We start from the raw sequence: 19,829 nt of genomic DNA, 5'->3' as shown, positions 1-19,829 counted from the left end.
CGTCGGGACAGCCGTTCCGACGGATCTCACGCCGTGCCGTCGGCATGCATGAAATCCGGGGATGAGATGAGCATACTGCCACAACATTCCAGCAAGACGACCGACCGGCGCAACCGCACCGACGCAAGGCATCGGCGTTGACGCGGCTTGTCGATATCCGCCTCGGCCGCGGAGCGCAGCTTCTGCTGGGCGCGCTGCCGATCGTGGCGCTGCTGTTCGTCTACCTGCTCGCCTCCGAAGCGCGCCACCTTGAGAACCCTGCCGACAAGGTGCTGCCGACCTTCGAGGCGATGGCGCAGGCCATTCGCGGGTTCACCACCGATCGCGATCCCTCGACCGATCGCGTCATCCTCGTCGCCGATACGCTGGCCAGCCTCTATCGCCTCGCCATCGGCCTCGCCATTGCGACTGCGAGCGCGCTGGTCCTCGGCCTGCTGCTCGGCGTCATGCCGCTCGCGCGCGCCGTGCTCGGCCCGACGGTCGCGGTGATCGCGGTCATCCCGCCGGTCGCGGTGCTGCCGATCCTGTTCATCGTGCTCGGGCTCGACGAAGCCTCGAAGATCGCGCTGATTGCAATCGGCATCGCACCGTTCATGACGCGCGACCTGACGAGCTTCGTCGCCAACCTGCCCGTCGAGCAGACCGTCAAGGCGCAGACCCTCGGCGCCAACAGCTGGCAATTGGCGATCCGCGTTGCCCTGCCGCAGTTGATGCCGCGCCTGATCGAGGCGCTACGGCTGTCGATGGGCCCGGCCTGGGTGTTCCTGATCGCGTCCGAGGCCGTCGCCTCCGATGTCGGGCTCGGCTACCGCATCTTCCTGGTCCGGCGCTATTTCGCGATGGACATCATCCTGCCCTACGTCGCCTGGATCTCGCTGCTCGCGATCGCTGCCGATGCACTGTTGCTGTTCGTCAGCCGCCGCGGCTTCCCTTGGGCACATGGGGGCGGCCGGTGACCCCGCTTCTGGAACTCCGCAACATCTGGGTCGAATATGGCGACAAGATCGTGCTCGAACGCGTCTCGCTCAAGATCGCCGAGCGCAGCTTCGTCGCGGTGGTCGGCCCGTCGGGTGCCGGCAAGAGCACGTTCCTCCGCCTCATCCTCGGCCAGGAAGCGCCGACCCGCGGCGCAGTGCTGCTCGATGGCAAGTCGATGCGCGCCAAATGCGGCCCCGATCGCGGCGTCGTGTTCCAGCGCTATTCGGTGTTCCCGCACCTCACCGCGCTGCGCAACGTGATGTTCGGGCTCGAATGTGCGCAGGCGCCCTTTGCCGCGCGACTGTTCGGGGCGCAGCGGCGTGCAGCGCGCGACACCGCGGTCGAGATGCTCGCCGCGGTCGGCCTCGATCACAGCCTCGACGTCTATCCGGCACAGATGTCGGGCGGCATGCAGCAGCGGCTCGCGATTGCGCAGGCGCTGGTCAAGCATCCCCGCATCCTCCTGCTCGACGAGCCGTTCGGCGCGCTCGATCCGGGCATCCGCCTCGACATGCACGCGCTCATCACCAGGCTCTGGCAGGAGCGCGGGCTGACCATTGTGATGGTGACGCACGACATCGGCGAGGCGTTCAAGCTTGGTACGCGCGTGCTCGCCTTCGACAAGCGCCGCCACGATCCGCACGCGCCGCACCGCTTCGGCGCCACCACCACCTACGACCTGCCGCTCGATCGCAAGACCCTGCCACCGCAGGCGCTCGTCGACGCGATCGGTGTTGGCGATCTTCCACGGCCCGATCTTCCACGGAGACCCTTCGCATGACGACGACCACCGCCGATCCGTACGGCGCCCGCGATCACGCCCGCGCGATGACGGGCACCCGGGTAGAGGCGATGCCCACTCTCCCCGCCGTTGCCGCCGACGCCCCCGGCGAAACCGTCTGGGAAGAGACCGTCGCCCCTGCGGGCTACACGTCGCGCCGGATCGCGCGCGGCACACGCCTGCGGCTGATCGACGTCGCCGGCGACGCCTGCGCCTCGATGCTGGTCTTCAACGCCGAGACGCCGACCGAACGGCTGAACGTCGCCGACACGCTCAAGGTGCAGTGGAACGGCTATCTGGGTGCGGGTCGGCTGCTGCTGTCGGACATGGGCCGCGTGATGATGACCATCCTCGCAGACGACGCCGGCACGCACGACGCGTTTTGCGGCGCATCGAACGAAGCATCCAACGCGCGCGCTTACGGGGACGGCAAGAATTACGGCGCGCATCCGAACGCGCGCGACCGCTTCATGCTGGGTGTCGCGAGGCACGGGCTCGGTCGCAAGGACGTCCACCCCTGCATCAACTGGTTCAAGGGCGTCCGGATCGCCGAGGACGGCGCCACCCTGCCCGAGATCGGCCCCTTCCCGCCTGGCCGGACGCTCGTCCTGCGCGCGGAAATGGACCTGATCGTCGTGCTCGCGAACTGCCCTCACGTGCTCGACACCCGCGCCGATTTCACGGTGACGCCGCTGCGCGCGACGGCGTGGCGTGGCGAACCGGCCGCTGAGGACGACCCTGTACGCTCCGCGACGCCCGAGGGGCTCCGCGCCTTTCTCAACACCGAAGATTTGTACGCGCGCTGAAGGACCGACATGACCACTTCCCCCCACCCCGGTACCATCCGCCACGACGAGATCGTCCCTGCCCGCGCACCGTGGATGCACCGCATCGCCGCTGGTGAAACGCTGCGCATTGTCGATCTCGAAGGCAATCAGGCGGTCGATTTCCTGATGTACGCCGCAGCCGACGATTCCGAACGGTACAGCGCACAGGACACGATAGCGGCACAGCGCAACCTGTTCCTGCGCGAGGGCGCGGTGCTGTTGTCGAACGAAGGTCGGCCGATGATGACGATCACCGGCACCAGCGTCGCCTATCACGACACGATCGGCGGCGCCTGCTCGTGCGAGTCCAACACCTTGCGCTACGGCCACCATACGAAGGCCCAGCATAGCTGCGTCGACAACTTCCTCGACGCGAACGTCCGTGCGGGACGCGGCAAGCGGGACATGGTGTCGAACATCAACTTTTTCATGAACGTGCCGGTCGAGGCGGACGGCACGCTTGGCATCGTCGACGGCATCTCCGCGCCCGGACTGACCGTCGATCTGCGCGCCGACATGGACGTCATCGTGGTCGTGTCCAACTGCCCCCAGGTCAACAATCCCTGCAACGGCTTCAACCCGACGCCTGTGCGCATGCAGGTTTCGGCGTGATGTTCAAAAAGGTCCTGATCGCCAATCGCGGCGCGATCGCCTGCCGCATCATCCGCACGCTGAAGACGATGGGCGTCGGTTCGGTCGCGGTGTTCAGCGACGCCGACGCCGGGTCCGCGCACGTTGCCCAGGCCGACGAGGCGGTCCGGATCGGTCCACCGCCAGCGGCAGAGAGCTACCTCAATGTAGAAGCGATCCTCGCCGCGGCCGAGGCGACCGGCGCCGAGGCGATCCATCCCGGTTATGGCTTCCTGTCCGAGAACACCGCCTTCGCCGAGGCATGCGCCGCGCGCGGCATCGCGTTCATCGGTCCGACCCCCGACAACATTCGCGCCTTCGGCCTGAAGCATACCGCACGCGATCTCGCCGCCGCGCAGGGCGTGCCGCTCGCACCCGGCACCGACCTGCTCCAGGACGAAGCCGCTGCGGTCGAGGCGGCGGCGGGGATCGGCTACCCGGTCATCCTCAAGGCGACCGCGGGCGGCGGCGGCATCGGCATGAAGGTCTGTGCCGACGAAGCCGATATCCGCGAGGGCTTCGCCACCGTAGCCCGCCTCGGCGCAGGCAATTTCGGCGACGGCGGCGTGTTCCTCGAACGCTACGTCGCGCGCGCGCGGCATATCGAGGTTCAGGTGTTCGGCGACGGCGCCGGTAGTGTCGTCGCGCTCGGCGAACGCGATTGCTCGCTTCAGCGGCGCAACCAGAAGGTCGTCGAGGAAACTCCCGCCCCCCTGCTCCCCGCTGCCACGCGTCAGGCGCTGATCGACGCCGCCGTCCGGCTCACCGCCGCCGCCGATTACCGGTCCGCGGGAACGGTAGAGTTCCTCTACGACGCCGAACGCGACGACTTCTTCTTCCTTGAGGTCAACACCAGGCTCCAGGTGGAACACGGCATCACCGAACAGGTCACCGGTGTCGATCTCGTCGAATGGATGGTGCGCGGCGGGGCTGGCGACTTTGCCTTCCTCGACGGTTTCGAGGCGAAGCCAGTCGGCGCGTCGATCCAGGTCCGCCTCTATGCCGAAGACCCTGCGCAGGATTACCGACCGAGTTCGGGCCGGCTGGTCGGCGTCTCGTTTCCCGAAGGCCCGCGCGTCGACAGCTGGATCGCCGCCGGCACCGAGGTATCGAGCTGGTACGATCCGATGCTCGCCAAGCTGATCGTCACCGCACCCACGCGCGACGCCGCGGTCAAGGCGATGCAAGACGCGCTCGACCATACGTCGATTGCAGGGATCGAGACCAATCTCGACTGGCTGCGTACCGTCGTCCGCTCGCCGGTGTTCACTAGCGGAGAGGTCTCGACCCGCGCGCTTGCTGACATCGCCTATACGCCGCGGTCGATCCGCGTGCTGGCGGGCGGCGCGTCCACCACGGTCCAGGATTACCCCGGCCGGCTAGGCCTGTGGGATGTGGGCGTACCGCCCTCTGGGCCGATGGACGCACTCGCGTTTCGCCTTGGCAACCGGCTGCTCGGCAACGCGGAAGACACGGCAGGGCTCGAGATCACCGCCGCCGGGCCGACGTTGCTCTTCAACGTCGCCACCCGGATCTGCCTGACCGGCGCCGATTTCGGTGCAGTCGTGGATGGTACGCCAGTGTCCTCCTACGAGCCGATCGACATTGCGGCCGGCCAGATCCTCAAGATCGGGCGCGTCGCGGCTGGCGGCATGCGCGGCTATATCGCGATCGCCGGCGGGCTCGACGTGCCGCTGTTCCTCGGCAGCCGCAGCGCCTTCACGCTTGGCGAGTTCGGTGGCCATGCCGGGCGCGCGGTGATGACCGGCGACACGCTGCATCTGGCCCGAACCGATCCGCCCAGCGTGCGCGCCGCAACGCTCGCGCTCGCCGACCGACCGGCGATCACCCGCGAATGGACGCTTTCCGTCCTCTACGGCCCGCACGGCGCCCCCGATTTCTTCACCTCCGACGACATCGCGATGCTGCGCAGCACGGCGTGGAAGGTGCACTACAATTCCAACCGCACCGGCGTCCGCCTGCTCGGGCCCAAGCCGCACTGGGCACGCAAGGACGGCGGCGAGGCAGGGCTTCACCCGTCGAACATCCACGACAATGCCTATGCGATCGGCGCGGTCGACTTCACCGGCGACATGCCGATCATCCTCGGTCCCGACGGTCCTTCGCTCGGCGGCTTCGTCTGTCCGTTCGTGGTCGCGCAGGCGGATCTATGGAAGGTCGGGCAGCTCGCCCCGGGCGACAGTGTCCGCTTCGCACCGATCGACAATGCGACAGCGGTCGCGGCCGAGCAGGCGCAGGACCAACTCGTCGCTACGCTATCGGCTTCGACGGCTGAACCAGCGGAGTCCGACAACGCGCTCGGTTCGCCGATCTTGCGCGCGATCGAGGCACAAGGCGTACGCCCCGCCGTCACCTATCGTCAGCAGGGCGATCGCAACCTGCTGGTCGAATACGGCCCGATCATGCTCGATCTCGAACTCCGGCTCCGCGTCCACGCACTGATGCTCGAAGTCGAGAAGGCCGCGCTTGCCGGCATCATCGACGTGACCCCGGGCATCCGCTCGCTGCAGATCCACTACGACAGCCGGCAGCTTTCGCAGGCATCGCTGCTCGATGCGCTAGCCGCAGCCGAGGAAAGGCTCGGAGGCCTCGACGATTTCGAAATCCCGTCGCGCGTGATCTACCTGCCGCTGTCGTGGAAAGACCCGGCGATCTACCAGACAATCGACAAATACATGGAATCAGTGCGCGACGACGCGCCGTGGTGCCCCGACAATATCGAGTTCATCCGCCGCGTGAACGGGCTCGACAGCATCGACGACGTCCAGCGCATCGTGTTCGACGCCGAGTATCTCGTAATGGGCCTCGGCGACGTCTATCTCGGCGCGCCGGTAGCTACCCCGATCGACCCGCGCCACCGCCTCGTCACCACCAAATACAACCCCGCGCGCACCTGGACGCCGCCCAACGTGGTCGGCATCGGCGGCGCGTACATGTGCATCTACGGCATGGAAGGCCCCGGCGGATACCAGTTGTTCGGCCGCACCATCCAGGTGTGGAACGCCTGGCGCCAGACCGACGCGTTCCGCGACGGCAAGCCGTGGCTGCTGCGCTTCTTCGACCGCATCCGCTTCTTTCCGGTCAGCCACGACGAACTGACCGAGTGGCGTCGCGACTTCCCGCTCGGCCGGCGCGCCATCCGGATCGAGGAGGAAGTGTTCCGCCTCTCGGAATACCGCGCCTTTCTTGCCGACAACGCGCCGTCGATCACCGCATTCCAGGTACAACGCCAGGCGGCGTTCGACGATGAGCGTGCGGACTGGGAGCGCAACGGCGAGTTCGACCGGGTCGCGGCATTGACCGAGGAAGCGGACGCTGGCGCAGCGACTGCCGAGATCGACGTGCCCGAAGGCTGCGAACTGGTGGAGGCACCGTTCGGCGGCAGCTTGTGGAAGCTGCTGGTCGCCGTGGGGGCGGAAGTGACGGAGGGCGACACGATCGGCATCATCGAGGCGATGAAGATGGAATCGCCCGTGATCAGCCCCGTCACGGGTACGATACGCCGCATCTACGTCCAGGAGCGACAACCGCTCTCGCCCGGCGGCGCGATGCTCGCGGTGGAAGTCGCGTGATGGACGTCGCCTTCCACGTCGGTGACATCGCCGCCGCGGTTACGTCTGGGCGTACCGATGCGGTCAGCGTCGCCCGAGCCGCGCTGGCACGTATCGACGCCTATGCGGCGATCCAGCCCGCGGTGTGGATCACGCGCATCGCCGATGCCGATGTCCTGGCGTACGCACGCCGCGTCGACGCACGGATCGCCGCAGGAGAGGTACTGCCGCTTGCCGGGGTGCCGTTCGCGACCAAGGACAATATCGACCTGGCGGGCGTACCAACCACCGCCGCGTGCCCAGACTTTGCTTACACGCCGACCATCTCTGCCGAGGTGGTCGAACGCCTAATCACGGCCGGCGCGATCCCGATGGGCAAGACCAACCTCGACCAGTTCGCGACGGGCCTCAACGGCACCCGCAGCCCCTACGGCGCACCCGCATGCGTATTCAACCGTGCCTATGTCAGTGGCGGATCGAGTTCCGGCTCGGCAGTGGCGGTCGCGGCCGGACTGGTAGCGTTCGCGCTCGGCACCGACACCGCCGGATCGGGTCGCGTCCCCGCCGCGTTCAACGGCCTGATCGGCATGAAGCCCACCAAAGGCCGCTGGAGCACCACCGGGCTGGTGCCCGCATGCCGCACGCTCGACTGCATCACCGTGCTGGCTCACACCATCGCCGACGCGCGCGCGATCGACGAGGTAGTCGCCGGCTTCGACCGCACCGACGCCTATTCCCGCCCACGCGAGGACCGTCCCGTCGCCACACGCCGAATCGGCGTACCAGCGCCCGACCAGCGTATCTTCCTTGGCGATTCCACCGCCGCGCGCCTGTACGAACAGGCACTGGCGACATTGGCCGCGGACGGCGCAGAACTGGTGGAGGTGGACATGGCGCCCCTGCGCGAGGCGGCGATGCTGCTATACGGCGGCCCTTGGGTGGCGGAACGCACGGCTGCCGCCTTGCCGCTGCTCGATACGCACCCAGAGGCGATCGATCCGACCGTGCGCGCGATCATGGAATCCGGACGTTCCGTCAGCGGCGTAGACGTCTTCGAGGGCCAGTATCGGCTCGCCGCGCTTCAGCGGATCGCCGACGCGATGTGGCAGGATATCGACCTGCTCGCGCTGCCGACGACGCCGACGATCTACCGGATCGCCGAGATGCGCGCGGCACCGATCGCGCTCAACAGCAACCTCGGTCTCTACACCAATTTCGTCAACCTGCTCGACATGGCCGCGCTCGCTGTGCCCGCCGGCTGGCGTGACAACGGCACCGGCTTCGGCATTACGCTGATCGCACCCGCCTGGACCGACCAGGGCCTGCTCGACGCCGGCGAGGCCTATCTCGCCGCCGCTGCGCTTCCCCCCCCCCCGCCCCTGAACATTGAGGATAGTATGGAAACCGTGAAACTCGCCGTCGTCGGCGCGCATCTCGAAAGCATGCCGCTCCACTGGCAGCTGACATCCCGCGAGGCGAGGCTGGTCAGTGCCACCACCACCGCGTCAACCTATCGACTGTACGCGATGGCCAATTCCACACCGCCCAAGCCCGCGCTGATCCATGTCGGCGAAGACGACGGCGCCGCGATCGCAGTGGAAGTCTACGAACTCGACGTCGCCGCATTCGGCAGCTTCGTCGTCGAGGTCCCGGCGCCGCTTGCGATCGGCTCGGTGACGCTCGCCGACGGATCGACCGTCAAGGGCTTCGTCGCCGAGCCGCGTGCGATCGTCGGCGCCGAGGACATCACCGCGCTCGGTGGGTGGCGCGCCTATATCGCCACGCTGCCGCGTCCAGGCGGGTCATGACCGCGGCGAACGCATCCCATGCGGCGACCCTGGCCGAGCTTGAGCGCGCCAAGGTCTCGGCCGAGGCCGCCAACGAGGCGAAGACCCGCTACCTCGTCGCGGTCAGCCATGAGATCCGTTCGCCCCTCAACGTCATCTACGGCTATGCGCAGCTGCTGGAACGCGACGACACGCTGTCCGGTGCGGAAGTCGGGACGATCATCCGCCGCTCCGCCGAACACGTCACTAATTTGGTCGAGGGGCTGCTCGAAATCTCGCGGATCGAGAGCGGCGTCCTGACGATCCGATCGGACCTGATCGACATCCGCGGGCTGCTCGACCACATCGTCGACATGTTCCGGATGCAGGCCGCCGCCAAGGGCCTGACGCTGACGCTCGACGTCGACGATAGGCTGCCCGCGCAGGTGAAGGCGGACGAGAAGCGCCTGCGCCAGATCCTCATCAACCTCGTCTCCAACGCGATCAAATACACGCAATCGGGCAGCGTCGCCGTCAAGGTCCGCTACCGCAGCCAGGTCGCCGATATCGAGGTCCGCGACACCGGCATCGGCATCGCCGCGGGCGACCTCGACCGCGTGTTCGAACCGTTCGAACGCGGCAACTCGGCAGAGGCGCAAAGTCAGCCGGGCATCGGCCTGGGCCTCGCCATCACCCGCGTGCTTGCCAGCGTGCTGGGCGGCGACATTGCGGTGGAAAGCGAGCCGGGAGTCGGGAGCAGTTTCCGCTTCCGCATCATGCTGCCCGCGCCGATGGTCGCCTCGCGCCCGCCCGTGCAGGGTGCAAGGATCACGGGCTATGGGGGACCGCCACGGACCGTGCTCGTGATCGACGACGATCCTGCGCAGCGTGCCATCCTCCAGTCGCTGCTCGCCGCGCTGGGTTTCGCAGTGCATACCGCAGCGAATGGAACGGAGGGGCTCCTGCTGGCCGAACGCACGCCCGCCGATATCGTCTTGCTCGACATCCAGATGCCCGGGATGAGCGGATGGGACGTTGCTGCCCGGCTGCGCGCCACGCACGGCACAGCGCTGCGGATCGTGATGGTGTCCGCCGACGTGCATGAACTCAACAACGGTGGGGAGGACCGCCGCAACCACGATGCGTTCGTGACGAAGCCGGTCGAACTCGACGCGCTGATCTCGCTGATCGGCACGCAGCTCGATCTGCGCTGGGACGAAGCGGCGGCACCCGACATACCCGAGACCCCCGCAGTATTGGCCCCCCTGCCCGCAGCGGCCCTGCCCTTCCTCGATCGCCTACGCGACCTCGCGAGGATCGGTCACCTCCGCGGGTTGGAAAACGCGCTCGATATGTTCGAGCAGACGATACCGACCGCCGCCCCCTTTGTTGCCGTACTGAGGCGCCAGCTACTCGACCTCGATCTCGCCTCGCTCCAGAAGACGCTCGACGATGCGCGTTGAACCCGCAGAGGCGGCACGGCCGGTCATCCTGGTCGTCGACGACACGCCCGAGGCGTTGCGGTTCCTGACCACGACGATCGAGAGCGCCGGGATGACCGTCCTGATCGCGATCGACGGTCTCGCCGCGCTCGCGCTGTTGAAGAATATCACGCCCGACCTGATCCTGATGGACGCGGTGATGCCCAATCTCGACGGGTTCGAGACGACCCTGCGCATCAAGGCCATTCCGGCGTTCCAGCATCTGCCGATCATCTTCATGACCGGGCTGACCGAGACGGAGCATGTCGTCCGCGGGCTCAACGCCGGCGGCATCGACTTCGTCAGCAAGCCGATCGTGATCGAAGAGCTGCTGGCCCGCATCCGGGTGCACCTGGCCACCGCACGCGTCGCGCATGGCAGCCAGCTTGCACTCGACATGAGCGGCCGGCCAGCGCTCGCGGTCGATGGTGCCGGGGAGCCGCAATGGCTGACCCCGGCCGCGAGCGCGATGCTCGAACGGCTGTTCCCCGGCTGGTCCTGCGCATCCGGCGGGCTGCCGATGCCTTTCCTGGCGGCGCTGCGCGCGTTGCAGGCTAGCCCCCCGATGCCGGGAGCGCGCGTCACCGTGGCAGCCGGCGATCGCACGCTGGAAGCCGGCCTGCTGCGCAACACCGCCGCGGACCAGTGGGTGTTCCGCCTGACCGAACGCCACGAAGGCGAGGAGCAGGCGATGCTCGCCGCCCAGCACGGGCTCACCTCGCGCGAGGCCGAAGTCCTGCTCTGGATCAGCCGCGGCAAGCAGAACCGTGAGGTCAGCGAAATCCTCGAGATCAGTCCGCGCACCGTGAACAAGCATCTCGAGCAGATTTTCGAGAAGATGGGCGTGGAGAACCGCGCGTCGGCGACCGCGATCGCCGTCACCACGCTGACGCGCTAGGTCGAGGCCGCATGGATCGAACCGCAGACACGGCCACCCGCGCCACCGCTATCCGAGCGGCGCTCGCCCGTGGCGACAACGAGGGCGCGCTTGCCGCCGCGACCCGCTGGCGCACGGAAGCGCCGGACGCAGCCGAGGCGCATTTTCTCGCCGGGATCGGCACGGCCGCGCTCGGCAAGGTGCGCATCGCGATAGACCTGATCGAAACGGCCGTCACGCTTGACGGGTGCGGCGAATATCAGGCGCAACTCGCCCGCCTCTACACGCTCGTCCGGCGGGATGCGGACGCCGCATCGGCGCTCGCCGCCGCCGAGCTGTCACCGCCGACCGACGCGCTCGGACGCGACACGATGGGCTGCGTTTATGCGCGGCTGGGCGATCATGCCGCCTCGCTTTCCCACTTCGCCGAAGCCGTGCGACGTGCGCCCACGAACACCGCGTTCCGCTACAACCAGGCGGCTGCTCTGAGCTTCCTCGGGCGACAGGACGAAGCGGAACAGGCGCTCGAAGACCTGCTCGCCTTGGGCCCGGAGGACGCCCGCGCACATCATCTGCTGGCAGGATTGCGCCGCCAGACGCCAGACCGCAACCATGTCGACCGGCTCTCGACCGTACGAGAGGCTACGCGGACACCGCGGGATCGCTTGCTGCTCGGTTACGCGCTCGCCAAGGAGATCGACGACCTCGCCGATCCCCACGCCGCGTTCACCATCCTAGCCGAAACCAATGCCGAACACCGCGCCACGCTGCCCTATCGCTTCGCCGACGATGCCGCCAATTTCGATGCGGTCGAGGCGTGCTGGCCGACGATCGCGAAGGCTTGGGTCGCGAACCCATCACCCGCATCGCCGATCTTCATCGTCGGCATGCCGCGCACGGGCACGACGCTGGTCGACCGCATCCTGTCGTCGCACCCCGAAGTCGAGAGCGCCGGCGAACTCCAGGCGATGCCGCTCGCGGTAAAAGCCGCGGCGGGAACGCGCAGCCGAACCGTGCTCGATCCCGAGACGATCCACGCCGCCGCCAGCGTAGACCTTAGCGAGATCGGTCGTGACTATCTGGCGCGCGCTGCGTCCCACGCCTCCGGTACGAAACCGCGTATCATCGACAAATTCCCGGGCAATTTCCTGTATGTCGGCATCATCGCCCGCACCCTGCCCAACGCGACGATCGTCTGCCTCCGCCGCAACCGGATGGACACGATCCTCGCCAACTTCCGCAACCTGTTCGCAGTCGGATCGCGCTATTACGACTATAGCTACGACCTGCTCGACATCGCCGCCTATTACCAACGCTTCGACCGCATGATGGCGCTGTGGCGCGAGGTGCTGCCCGGCCGCGTGCTGGAACTCAATTACGAGACGCTGGTCGACAACCAGCGGGAGGAGACCGCCCGCCTGCTCGCGCATTGCGGACTCGACTGGTCGGATGCCTGCCTCGATTTCCATACCAACGCCGCGCCGGTTTCGACGCCGAGCGCCGCGCAGGTCCGCCGGCCGCTCTATCGGGACTCGATCGATCGCTGGCGTCTCCACGCCGACGCGCTGGGGCCCGCGCGCGACTTCCTCGAGCGTCACGGAATCACCGTCGACTAGTCGCCGGCGTACGTCATTCGCACACCTGCGACGCGAGCCGTCCCATCCTAACGTCACGGCGCAGCGCGGTCGCATTCACCGCCGACCCAATCAGGTGCCTATGATGCAGAAACTGCTTCTGAGTTACGTGCAGCCCGTGATGGTCGCGGCCATCATCCTGTTCTGGGCGTTCGGCCCGGCGGGCTGGATCGACAACCCCTGGTCCATCGTGGTCGCGACCCTGACGACGACCGCGCTGATCCAGGCGCTCGAATGGGTCAAGGAGCGGCATTCGAGCTGGCGCCTGACCAAGCGGGAGTTCTTCACGGACGTCTTCTACGTCGTGCTCAGCTACACCGTGATCGCCTGGGCGACGAAGACCTTCGCCGACGAGCCGATGATGGCCGCCAAGCAGGCGCTCGGCATCGCAACGCCGTGGGCGATGCACCTGCCGTTCGTGCTGCAGGTCGCACTGGTCGTCGTCCTGATCGAGTTCGGGCAATATTGGCTGCACCGCCTGATGCACAACCAGTCGTTCTTCTGGTCGACGCATGCGCCGCATCATCACCTGACGCAGCTCAACGCGATGAAGGGTGCGGTCGGCAATCCGATCGAGCTGTTCCTGATCAGCCTCAGCGTGGTTGCGCTTCTCGACCTTTCCCAGGCCGCGATCTTCTGTGCGCTCAACATCCTCGCGGTGGTGTCGACCTTCGCGCATGCCAACACGCGGTTCGATCCGCCGCGATGGTACGCGTTCGTCTTCACCACGATCCAGAACCACAGCCTCCACCACTCGGTGGCCTATGAGGACACGCGCTGCAATTACGGCAATTCGCTGATCCTGCTCGATCGCATCTTCGGCACGTACCGCAGCGGCGAAGCCGAACTGGTGGGTCAGGATGAGCGCCGACGGTTGACTATCCCGGAGCAGTTCCTGTTTCCGGCACGACCGCTGATCGACCGGATCAAGGCGCGGCAGTCCGATACCGATACAGAGGTCCCTGCGTGATCGATGATACTGACTACATACGGGGGCAAGACAAAGAGTGAATAAGACAGTCGCAACGACATGGGCCGCCGCGATGTTCGGCATCGCCACGGCCGCAACGCCCGCATTGGCCGCCGAACCGCGCGAACAGGTCATCCCCGTGCCCGGCTTCGCGGACTTTCTCGCGGTCGATGGCAAGACGATTTGGGCGACCAACAGCGGCCGGGTCGAGCGCTGGTCGCGCAAGGGCAAGCGCGCCGAAGTCCCGATGGCCCATCCCTGCGGCGCCATGACGATTGCGTTCAAGTCGCTATGGGTCGCGGACTGCAAGAATTTCACGCTCAACCGGATCGACCTCAAGACCGCAAAGATCACCGCCGTCATCGTGACCGGGATCGCCAATCCGAAAGGCGAACTGAACGTCGTCGCGGGCGCCGGATCGATCTGGGTGGCAAGCGACGCCAAGGGTGTGATCGCGCGCGTCGATCCCGCCACCAATGCCGTCGTCGCATCGATCCCGACCAACCCCGACAGCTATTATTTGACCTTCGGCATGGGATCGCTCTGGGCAGTGAGCGGCACGCAGCAAAGCCTGCAGAAGATCGACCCAACTACCAATAACGTCGTCGCCACGACGCCGTTGGGTCGCGAACCCGGCTTCCTGGCGGCAGGCGAAGGGTCGATATGGGTCCAGGAACAGGGGGACGGCACTGTCGCGCGGATCGATCCGGCGACCGCTGCGGTAACGGGCCGTGTCAAGGTGGACGAGACGTTGAAATACGGCGACATCGACACGGGCGGCGGCAAGGTGTGGCTGCGGACGACCGCCGGGCAGACCTTCGTGGTGATCGATCCCTCGTCGCTTGCGATCACCACGCGGATGGGCGCGCCCGCCGGTAGCGGCGCGCTGCGCTATACCCGCTCGGGCGTTTGGACCACGGCGCACGACGCCCACACGATGTCGTGGTGGCGCAAACCCAAGACGATCGGAAACTGATCTACCGCCCGGTCGCCCGCTACGATGCGGGTTCCCGTATTCAGGCGGGCTTTGGCTCTACCGGATAGACAATGAAGACGGCGTGGCGATCAATCTCCGCCGGTGACTTCGCCTTGGCGGTAGCCTTCTTCAGTTCGTTGAACGCCGACGGTGGCAGCGCTAGGCCGTGCTCGGACGGATGGGCGGGAGCTTCCATCGGGTAATCCTTCCCGGGCGTCGTGGTCATCTCGATATGCGCGCCGAGCAGCGCACGCACCGGATGGGTTTTGGCAAAGCCCGCCAGCCGAACCGCGCTTGCGCGAAACACGTCGAACCGATCGCGCGGCACATACAGCCTGCCGGGATACAACATGTCGCCCGAGAACATCAGTCGCGTCCGCGCGTCATAGATCATGATGTGCGCGGGCTCGTGTCCCGGGGTCGGCACGATATCGAGCATGCGATGCCCCAGGTCGTACCGGCCAATCGCGTTCGGCCAGTCGCGGATGCCGAAAAAGGCCGCAACCTGCTGCGGCTGAAGCCCGACCAGTTCGGTATTCGACCGATCGCGAAACTCGTCGTCGCCACCGTGATGATCACCATGCGAGTGCGAATGCGCGACGATCAGTTGGACTGGCCGCTGCTGGTGACTTGCGCGCCAATCCGCGATCACCCGGTCCACCGTCGGCCGAATCTTCAGTCCGCCCGCGCCGCTGTCGATCAGCAGCACGCGATCGGTGCCGAACAGGAGATAGAGGAAGGGCGCCTCGAAATTGGTCTTTACCGACTGGCGAATAACGAAAGTATCATCGTCGATCTGCTGTACCTGGGCCTCGGGCTCGGCCGATGCCGTGCCATCGATCCAATGCGCGAACCGCGGCGCCGTGCCGAGCGGCGCTGCGCCGGCCAATAGTAGCGCAAAGGCAGTAAGCGCACCGGCACGCAGGCCAGCACTCAGATTTGCACGTAGTAGGATCGCTCGCTTCATGCGCCAACCGTAGCCGCCGACATTGCAGCGGCCATACGCCATTTAACGAAGCAGCAACCGGGGTGCGAACCGATCCGGCCGCACCCCGGTCAAACGGTCAGCGCGACGCCAACTGCATGCCACGTGCGGGATCACGCGACGCAGTTGCCGCAGCGATCCGCGTCCGCATGTCGGCGATCACATCCGCACGACACCCCCGCGCCTGTGCGCCGAGCGCTAGGTGGATCGAGCTCAGCCCCTCGCCACAGACCGTGTTCGCAACGTTGTCCATCCGGATCGCGAGACGTTGCTGTCCGTCGACGCTCGCGAGGTCGATCCCGCTGAGGTTGAGGACGGCGCTGTCGGCCGAGAAGGGATTTCCACCGGGTGCGGCAATGGCAGGGGTCGCCATCACGAGTGCGGCACATGCCGCCAGGCCAATCTTCATCATCATCTCCTGCGTTCGCGGGCCCATCGCTCTCCGGCGATCAGGTGACGATAACGTAGGGCCGACCGGGTGCGATCACAAGCGCGCGACGAAGGACGGGCTTGCCGGCGTCAGCGCGCGCTGACGATGAGCGAGGCGATTTGGGTGCGAGCGCCAAGCGACCCCGGCGGCAGCATGACCGTTTCAACCCTCTCCGTCCCAACGTCTAAATCAACGAAGGCCACGCGCAGCGCGTAATTGCGGGCGATCGGCCACGCGCGCGCGATATTCAGCGGGACCGTCGCCTGCCATGCACGGTCACCCTCGACCGAAAGGTCATGCTCTCCGATCCTGACGATCATGGCCGCCCGCGCCCGATATCCTGACAGCCGGAGGCAACTGCCCTCACCGCAAGCTACCAGTCGAGCCCGCGTCTGTCGCTCCGCGTGCGCCGGCGCGATCATGGTCAGCGCGCAGAACAGGCTGAGCGCCATGCGTATCGCGCGCGAGGTGGCGTAACGAACCATGGCGACTGGATATCGCGCCGCGTCTCCGCCGGGCATGCGCCGTTTGACGTAGGTCTTTGCAGCACCCCGCCCCGGATGCGCGGCCGGCTTACGTCAAACGCCCCATGTTGGTCCGCCGATAATATCCACACTCTGCTCATAAGCGATTGGCCCCGAGCGAGGCGCCGACGCCGACAGGAAGAACATGGAGAGGCGATAGCGTTTTACGTACCAAGGGGGCTTAAATGGCAGGACGATTCTCGCGCGCAGGTTTATTGTGCGCGACCGCGCTGGTTAGCGTGACCGCAGCACCCGCGATGGCACAGGAACAGCAAAATGCCCCCGCACCGCCTGCCTCTGAAACAGCCGTCGAGTCCGGCTCCAACGAGATCATCGTGACCGGCAGCCGCCGTCGAACCACACTGCAGGACGCGCCGATCAACATCAGCGCCGTGTCCGCCGAGGCGATCCAATCGCTGCGGCTCGACGATGTTCGTTCGCTTGCCGCCTTCGTCCCCGGCGTCACCGTCGCGGATACCGGGCCGGCATCAACCGGCGGCATCATCCTGCGCGGAATCGCGTCAGGCGATACCAGCGTGCTCGGCGCCAACGCCGGGAATTCGGTCGGGGTGTATCTCGGCGAAGTCCCGCTCTATCTCGATTTCAAGCTGATCGACGTCAACCGGGTCGAGGTCCTGCAAGGGCCGCAGGGTACGCTCTATGGCCTCGGGACGCTGGCCGGCGCCGTACGCTACATCCCGAATCGCCCGGAAACCGACCGCTTCTCGATCGACGTCCATGGCCGCGGCTATGCGCAGTCACATTCGGATGAGTTCGGCGGAGTCGGCGACGTCGCGATCAACCTGCCGATCGTCCGGGACCACATCGCATTCCGCACGTCGACCGGCTATTACGACAATGCCGGCTTCATGGATTACAACTACCTGCTGCAGCAGCCGGGCGTATCCAACCCGCAGCCGGGTCGCGCGACGGCCACCTCGACCGGCTCCCTCGGCACCACCGCCGACTATTCCGCGAATTTCAAGCGCAAGGAGGATGTGAACTACGAGCACACCTTCACCACGCGCAACCAGCTGCTGCTCGAGTACAACCCCAACATTAAGGCGTACCTGACCTACGCGCACCAGACGACCAAGACCGGCGGGCGCCAGGCGAATGGCGCCGGCGTGTTGGGCACGGGCAACTACGAAGCGCCGTTCCGCTATCTGGAGCCCGTCGATCGCAGCGCCGACCTCTTCTCCGCCGAATTCAACATCAACCTGGGCAGCATCGCCCAGCTGGTGAGCACCACCGCTTATACCAAGCAGCATATCAGCAGCGTCGACGACAACACCGATCTGCTGCTCGACCTAGACTATGGCTACGAGGCGTTCCCCGCCTTCTCGTCCTACGCCAACAACGAACGTCGCTATAAGCAGCTCAACCAGGAGGTGCGCCTCGTGTCCACGCATGGCGGCCCGCTGAGCTGGGTGATCGGCGGCTTCTACAACCGTCTGAAATATGCGAGCGACCGGCATGAATACACGCCGGGCTTCTCGGACTTTGCCGGCGCCGGGCGGCCCGACGACCTAGAATATGTCTCGAAACTCAACAGCAAGAACGTCGAAAAGGCGGTCTATGGCGAGGCGTCGCTCCACCTGACCGACGCGTGGCAGGTCACTGGCGGCATCCGCTACTTCAAGTACGACGCGACGATCGTCGGCGGATCGGCGCTGCCGCTGATCGGCGTGGGCATCGGCGCGTTTCCGTCCACGACGATCAATGCGAGCCGGTTCAAGCCTGGCTCGACCGGCAAGGACGGCATCGTCTGGAAGGCCAACACCTCGTACAAGTTCAGTGAGAACCTGCTGGCCTATGCCACCTATTCGACGGGCTATCGCGTCGGCGGCGTCAACCAGGTCATCGCCTGCACCCCCGAGGATCTGGCCAGAGCCGCGGCGGGTGGGCAGGTACTGTGCGCACTGCCCAACGAGGTGGGCTACGGCCCCGATCGCACGCGCAACGCAGAACTGGGCGTCCGCGCCAGCCTGTTCGACAAGCGGCTGTTGCTGACCCTCGACGGCTATCACGTCAAATGGTCGGGCGTGCAGGTGCCCAGCCAGACGCTCAACGGCGCAATCGGGATCACCGTCAACGGTGCCGAGGCGGTGTCGCAAGGATTCGATTTCCAGGGCACGGTCAAGATTACCCCGAACCTCGCGCTGACGGGCACCTATTCCTATGTCGACGCGCATCTGACGCAGGGTGTCGTCGGGCTGGTGGCCAGCCAAGGCGTTCGCGACGATGCCCTTTCGGGCGATCGGCTGCCGGGATCTGCCAAGAACTCGGGCAGCGCACAGCTCCTCTACAGCTATCCGCTCGGCGACGGCAGGAAGATCGAGGCAAACTGGGCAACGATCTACCGCGGCGAGATCTATTCGCGCGTAGGCCTGCGCGGCAATGGCGAGGCGATCCCGGGCTATGTGACGCACAGCGCCTCGCTGACTTACGTCACCAAGCCATTCGAAGTCGGGCTGTTCGCGGACAACATCTTCGACAAATATGCGGTGACGGCGATCAGCAACGACATATCGTCCTATAACCAGGTCCGCAGCGACGTGGTCGAACGCTATTATTCCCGCGGTGTCCTGACGCCCCGCCGGGTCGGCGTGGAGTTCAGGTTCCACTATTGATCACCACCGAGGCACGCCCCGTTTTGTGTGACCTAGGGTTCGATCCAGCGACCGTTTGCGCATCGTCCGATAAGCGCGCGGTCGCTGAACTCCCTCGATTGGACCACGAACGCTGGCCACGAACGTTTTTTCGACAACCGTATCTGTCCCGCTGGCTCCCGGCTCGCGGCGCAGTACGCTTACCCTTGGAATAAGACATGGCCGATCTGATTGTAACCACACGTGAAGGACAGACCCGAACGTTGGCGGCCACCGCCGGACTATCGGTAATGGAAGTTATTCGCGAGGGCGGCGTTGACGAACTGCTTGCGCTCTGCGGCGGCAGCTTGTCCTGTGGCACCTGTCACGTCATCGTCGATCCGGCACAGATAGGGCAATTGCCCCAGGTCACTGATGATGAAGAAACTCTTCTGGACGAGCTAGATGGTCGCACAGCAACTTCCCGATTGTCCTGCCAGATACCCTTCCGCGAAACACTGAACGGGCTCCGTGTGACAGTTCCAATTTGAAGACAGTTGTATAGTACCGGTATCTTTTGGATAAGATTAATGATGAACCTAAACGGCTCTGACGTCCAGTTTTTTTGGAGATGTATTCGTAAGACGTGAGGCAACGGGACATAACGGTTAACAGGAAAAATATGCTGCCATTACGCCTGTGAGGCACACCCTCGACTGCTCGTGGGCCTCGTAACGCAGCGTTTGACGGCCACCTCCTTACTGGTGCGGTTCATCCACTTGACCTGAGCGTTGGTGGTCCACGAGG

At 65.9% G+C, this 19,829-nt stretch carries 16 protein-coding genes; 13 read left to right on the top strand and 3 right to left on the bottom strand.

The genetic code is table 11. From position 1 onward, the window contains the following. Window positions 1–137 precede the first annotated feature (137 nt). The 11 genes from C8J25_RS05025 (at window position 138) to C8J25_RS04975 (ending at window position 14,492) form a co-directional block, all read left to right on the top strand. Complete coding sequence (locus C8J25_RS05025) at window positions 138–956, top strand: ABC transporter permease (protein ID WP_107952808.1); 819 nt, start codon at window positions 138–140, stop codon at window positions 954–956. Further along, window positions 953–1,759: an ABC transporter ATP-binding protein gene (locus tag C8J25_RS05020; protein ID WP_107952805.1), complete on the top strand. Its 807-nt coding sequence runs from the start codon at window positions 953–955 to the stop codon at window positions 1,757–1,759. Before C8J25_RS05025 ends, C8J25_RS05020 begins: the two co-directional genes overlap by 4 nt. Next, window positions 1,756–2,565, top strand: a complete 810-nt coding sequence (locus C8J25_RS05015; RefSeq protein WP_107952803.1) for an urea amidolyase associated protein UAAP1 — start codon at window positions 1,756–1,758, stop codon at window positions 2,563–2,565. The genes C8J25_RS05020 and C8J25_RS05015 overlap by 4 nt, the downstream gene beginning before the upstream one ends. 9 nt (window positions 2,566–2,574) lie before the next feature. Then, complete coding sequence (locus C8J25_RS05010; protein WP_107952801.1) at window positions 2,575–3,198, top strand: urea amidolyase associated protein UAAP2; 624 nt, start codon at window positions 2,575–2,577, stop codon at window positions 3,196–3,198. Beyond that, window positions 3,198–6,809, top strand: coding sequence for an urea carboxylase (uca, locus tag C8J25_RS05005; RefSeq protein ID WP_107952799.1), 3,612 nt, complete (start codon window positions 3,198–3,200; stop codon window positions 6,807–6,809). The genes C8J25_RS05010 and uca overlap by 1 nt, the downstream gene beginning before the upstream one ends. Next, window positions 6,809–8,596, top strand: a complete 1,788-nt coding sequence (gene atzF / locus C8J25_RS05000; RefSeq protein ID WP_107952797.1) for an allophanate hydrolase — start codon at window positions 6,809–6,811, stop codon at window positions 8,594–8,596. Before uca ends, atzF begins: the two co-directional genes overlap by 1 nt. Then, window positions 8,593–10,017 (top strand): ATP-binding response regulator, encoded by a 1,425-nt coding sequence (locus tag C8J25_RS04995; RefSeq protein WP_107952794.1) that lies wholly within the window; start codon window positions 8,593–8,595, stop codon window positions 10,015–10,017. Before atzF ends, C8J25_RS04995 begins: the two co-directional genes overlap by 4 nt. Then, window positions 10,007–10,933 carry a response regulator transcription factor gene (locus C8J25_RS04990; RefSeq protein ID WP_107952792.1) on the top strand — a complete coding sequence of 309 codons (927 nt, stop codon included), beginning with the start codon at window positions 10,007–10,009 and terminating at the stop codon, window positions 10,931–10,933. The genes C8J25_RS04995 and C8J25_RS04990 overlap by 11 nt, the downstream gene beginning before the upstream one ends. An 11-nt stretch (window positions 10,934–10,944) precedes the next feature. Next, window positions 10,945–12,528 (top strand): tetratricopeptide repeat-containing sulfotransferase family protein, encoded by a 1,584-nt coding sequence (locus C8J25_RS04985; protein ID WP_107952790.1) that lies wholly within the window; start codon window positions 10,945–10,947, stop codon window positions 12,526–12,528. 103 nt (window positions 12,529–12,631) lie between these two features. Further along, on the top strand, window positions 12,632–13,516 hold the full coding sequence (locus C8J25_RS04980) for a sterol desaturase family protein (RefSeq protein ID WP_107953345.1): 885 nt from the start codon (window positions 12,632–12,634) through the stop codon (window positions 13,514–13,516). 73 nt (window positions 13,517–13,589) lie between these two features. Continuing rightward, on the top strand, window positions 13,590–14,492 hold the full coding sequence (locus tag C8J25_RS04975; RefSeq protein ID WP_107953343.1) for a Vgb family protein: 903 nt from the start codon (window positions 13,590–13,592) through the stop codon (window positions 14,490–14,492). 40 nt (window positions 14,493–14,532) lie between these two features. Here C8J25_RS04975 and C8J25_RS04970 read toward each other — a convergent pair whose 3' ends face one another. The 3 genes from C8J25_RS04970 to C8J25_RS04960 all read right to left on the bottom strand — a co-directional run bounded on the left by C8J25_RS04970 (window position 14,533) and on the right by C8J25_RS04960 (window position 16,392). Then, the gene (locus tag C8J25_RS04970) at window positions 14,533–15,459 is read right to left on the bottom strand and encodes an MBL fold metallo-hydrolase (RefSeq protein WP_107953341.1); all 927 of its coding nucleotides are present in this window, start codon (window positions 15,457–15,459) and stop codon (window positions 14,533–14,535) included. 97 nt (window positions 15,460–15,556) lie between these two features. Beyond that, on the bottom strand, window positions 15,557–15,886 hold the full coding sequence (locus C8J25_RS04965) for a UrcA family protein (RefSeq protein WP_208622515.1): 330 nt from the start codon (window positions 15,884–15,886) through the stop codon (window positions 15,557–15,559). 110 nt (window positions 15,887–15,996) lie between these two features. Further along, window positions 15,997–16,392 (bottom strand): hypothetical protein, encoded by a 396-nt coding sequence (locus C8J25_RS04960; RefSeq protein WP_146173297.1) that lies wholly within the window; start codon window positions 16,390–16,392, stop codon window positions 15,997–15,999. A 278-nt stretch (window positions 16,393–16,670) separates the two neighbouring features. On the opposite strand from C8J25_RS04960, the gene C8J25_RS04955 reads away from it, so the two are divergent. Both C8J25_RS04955 and C8J25_RS04950 read left to right on the top strand, forming a co-directional pair. Continuing rightward, a complete protein-coding gene (locus tag C8J25_RS04955) occupies window positions 16,671–19,064 on the top strand; it encodes a TonB-dependent receptor (protein WP_341871520.1) in 2,394 nt (797 codons plus the stop codon). Window positions 19,065–19,261: 197 nt separating this feature from the next. After that, entirely contained in the window at window positions 19,262–19,573 is a 312-nt protein-coding gene (locus C8J25_RS04950; RefSeq protein WP_107952783.1) for a 2Fe-2S iron-sulfur cluster-binding protein, read from the top strand. Window positions 19,574–19,829: the final 256 nt, after the last annotated feature.

The organism is Sphingomonas faeni (genome assembly GCF_003053745.1).
In the GTDB taxonomy this organism is placed as follows: domain Bacteria; phylum Pseudomonadota; class Alphaproteobacteria; order Sphingomonadales; family Sphingomonadaceae; genus Sphingomonas; species Sphingomonas faeni.
Note: the sequence above shows the minus strand (reverse complement) of the source record. Positions and strands in the feature narration are given on the sequence as shown.

Coding starts and splice junctions, on each gene's coding strand:
- C8J25_RS05015 (WP_107952803.1), top strand. CDS start 1,756: ATGACGACGACCACCGCCGATCCGTACGGCGCCCGCGATCACGCCCGC.
- C8J25_RS05010 (WP_107952801.1), top strand. CDS start 2,575: ATGACCACTTCCCCCCACCCCGGTACCATCCGCCACGACGAGATCGTC.
- uca (WP_107952799.1), top strand. CDS start 3,198: ATGTTCAAAAAGGTCCTGATCGCCAATCGCGGCGCGATCGCCTGCCGC.
- atzF (WP_107952797.1), top strand. CDS start 6,809: ATGGACGTCGCCTTCCACGTCGGTGACATCGCCGCCGCGGTTACGTCT.
- C8J25_RS04995 (WP_107952794.1), top strand. CDS start 8,593: ATGACCGCGGCGAACGCATCCCATGCGGCGACCCTGGCCGAGCTTGAG.
- C8J25_RS04990 (WP_107952792.1), top strand. CDS start 10,007: ATGCGCGTTGAACCCGCAGAGGCGGCACGGCCGGTCATCCTGGTCGTC.
- C8J25_RS04985 (WP_107952790.1), top strand. CDS start 10,945: ATGGATCGAACCGCAGACACGGCCACCCGCGCCACCGCTATCCGAGCG.
- C8J25_RS04980 (WP_107953345.1), top strand. CDS start 12,632: ATGCAGAAACTGCTTCTGAGTTACGTGCAGCCCGTGATGGTCGCGGCC.
- C8J25_RS04975 (WP_107953343.1), top strand. CDS start 13,590: ATGTTCGGCATCGCCACGGCCGCAACGCCCGCATTGGCCGCCGAACCG.
- C8J25_RS04970 (WP_107953341.1), bottom strand. CDS start 15,459: ATGAAGCGAGCGATCCTACTACGTGCAAATCTGAGTGCTGGCCTGCGT.
- C8J25_RS04965 (WP_208622515.1), bottom strand. CDS start 15,886: ATGAAGATTGGCCTGGCGGCATGTGCCGCACTCGTGATGGCGACCCCT.
- C8J25_RS04960 (WP_146173297.1), bottom strand. CDS start 16,392: ATGGTTCGTTACGCCACCTCGCGCGCGATACGCATGGCGCTCAGCCTG.
- C8J25_RS04950 (WP_107952783.1), top strand. CDS start 19,262: ATGGCCGATCTGATTGTAACCACACGTGAAGGACAGACCCGAACGTTG.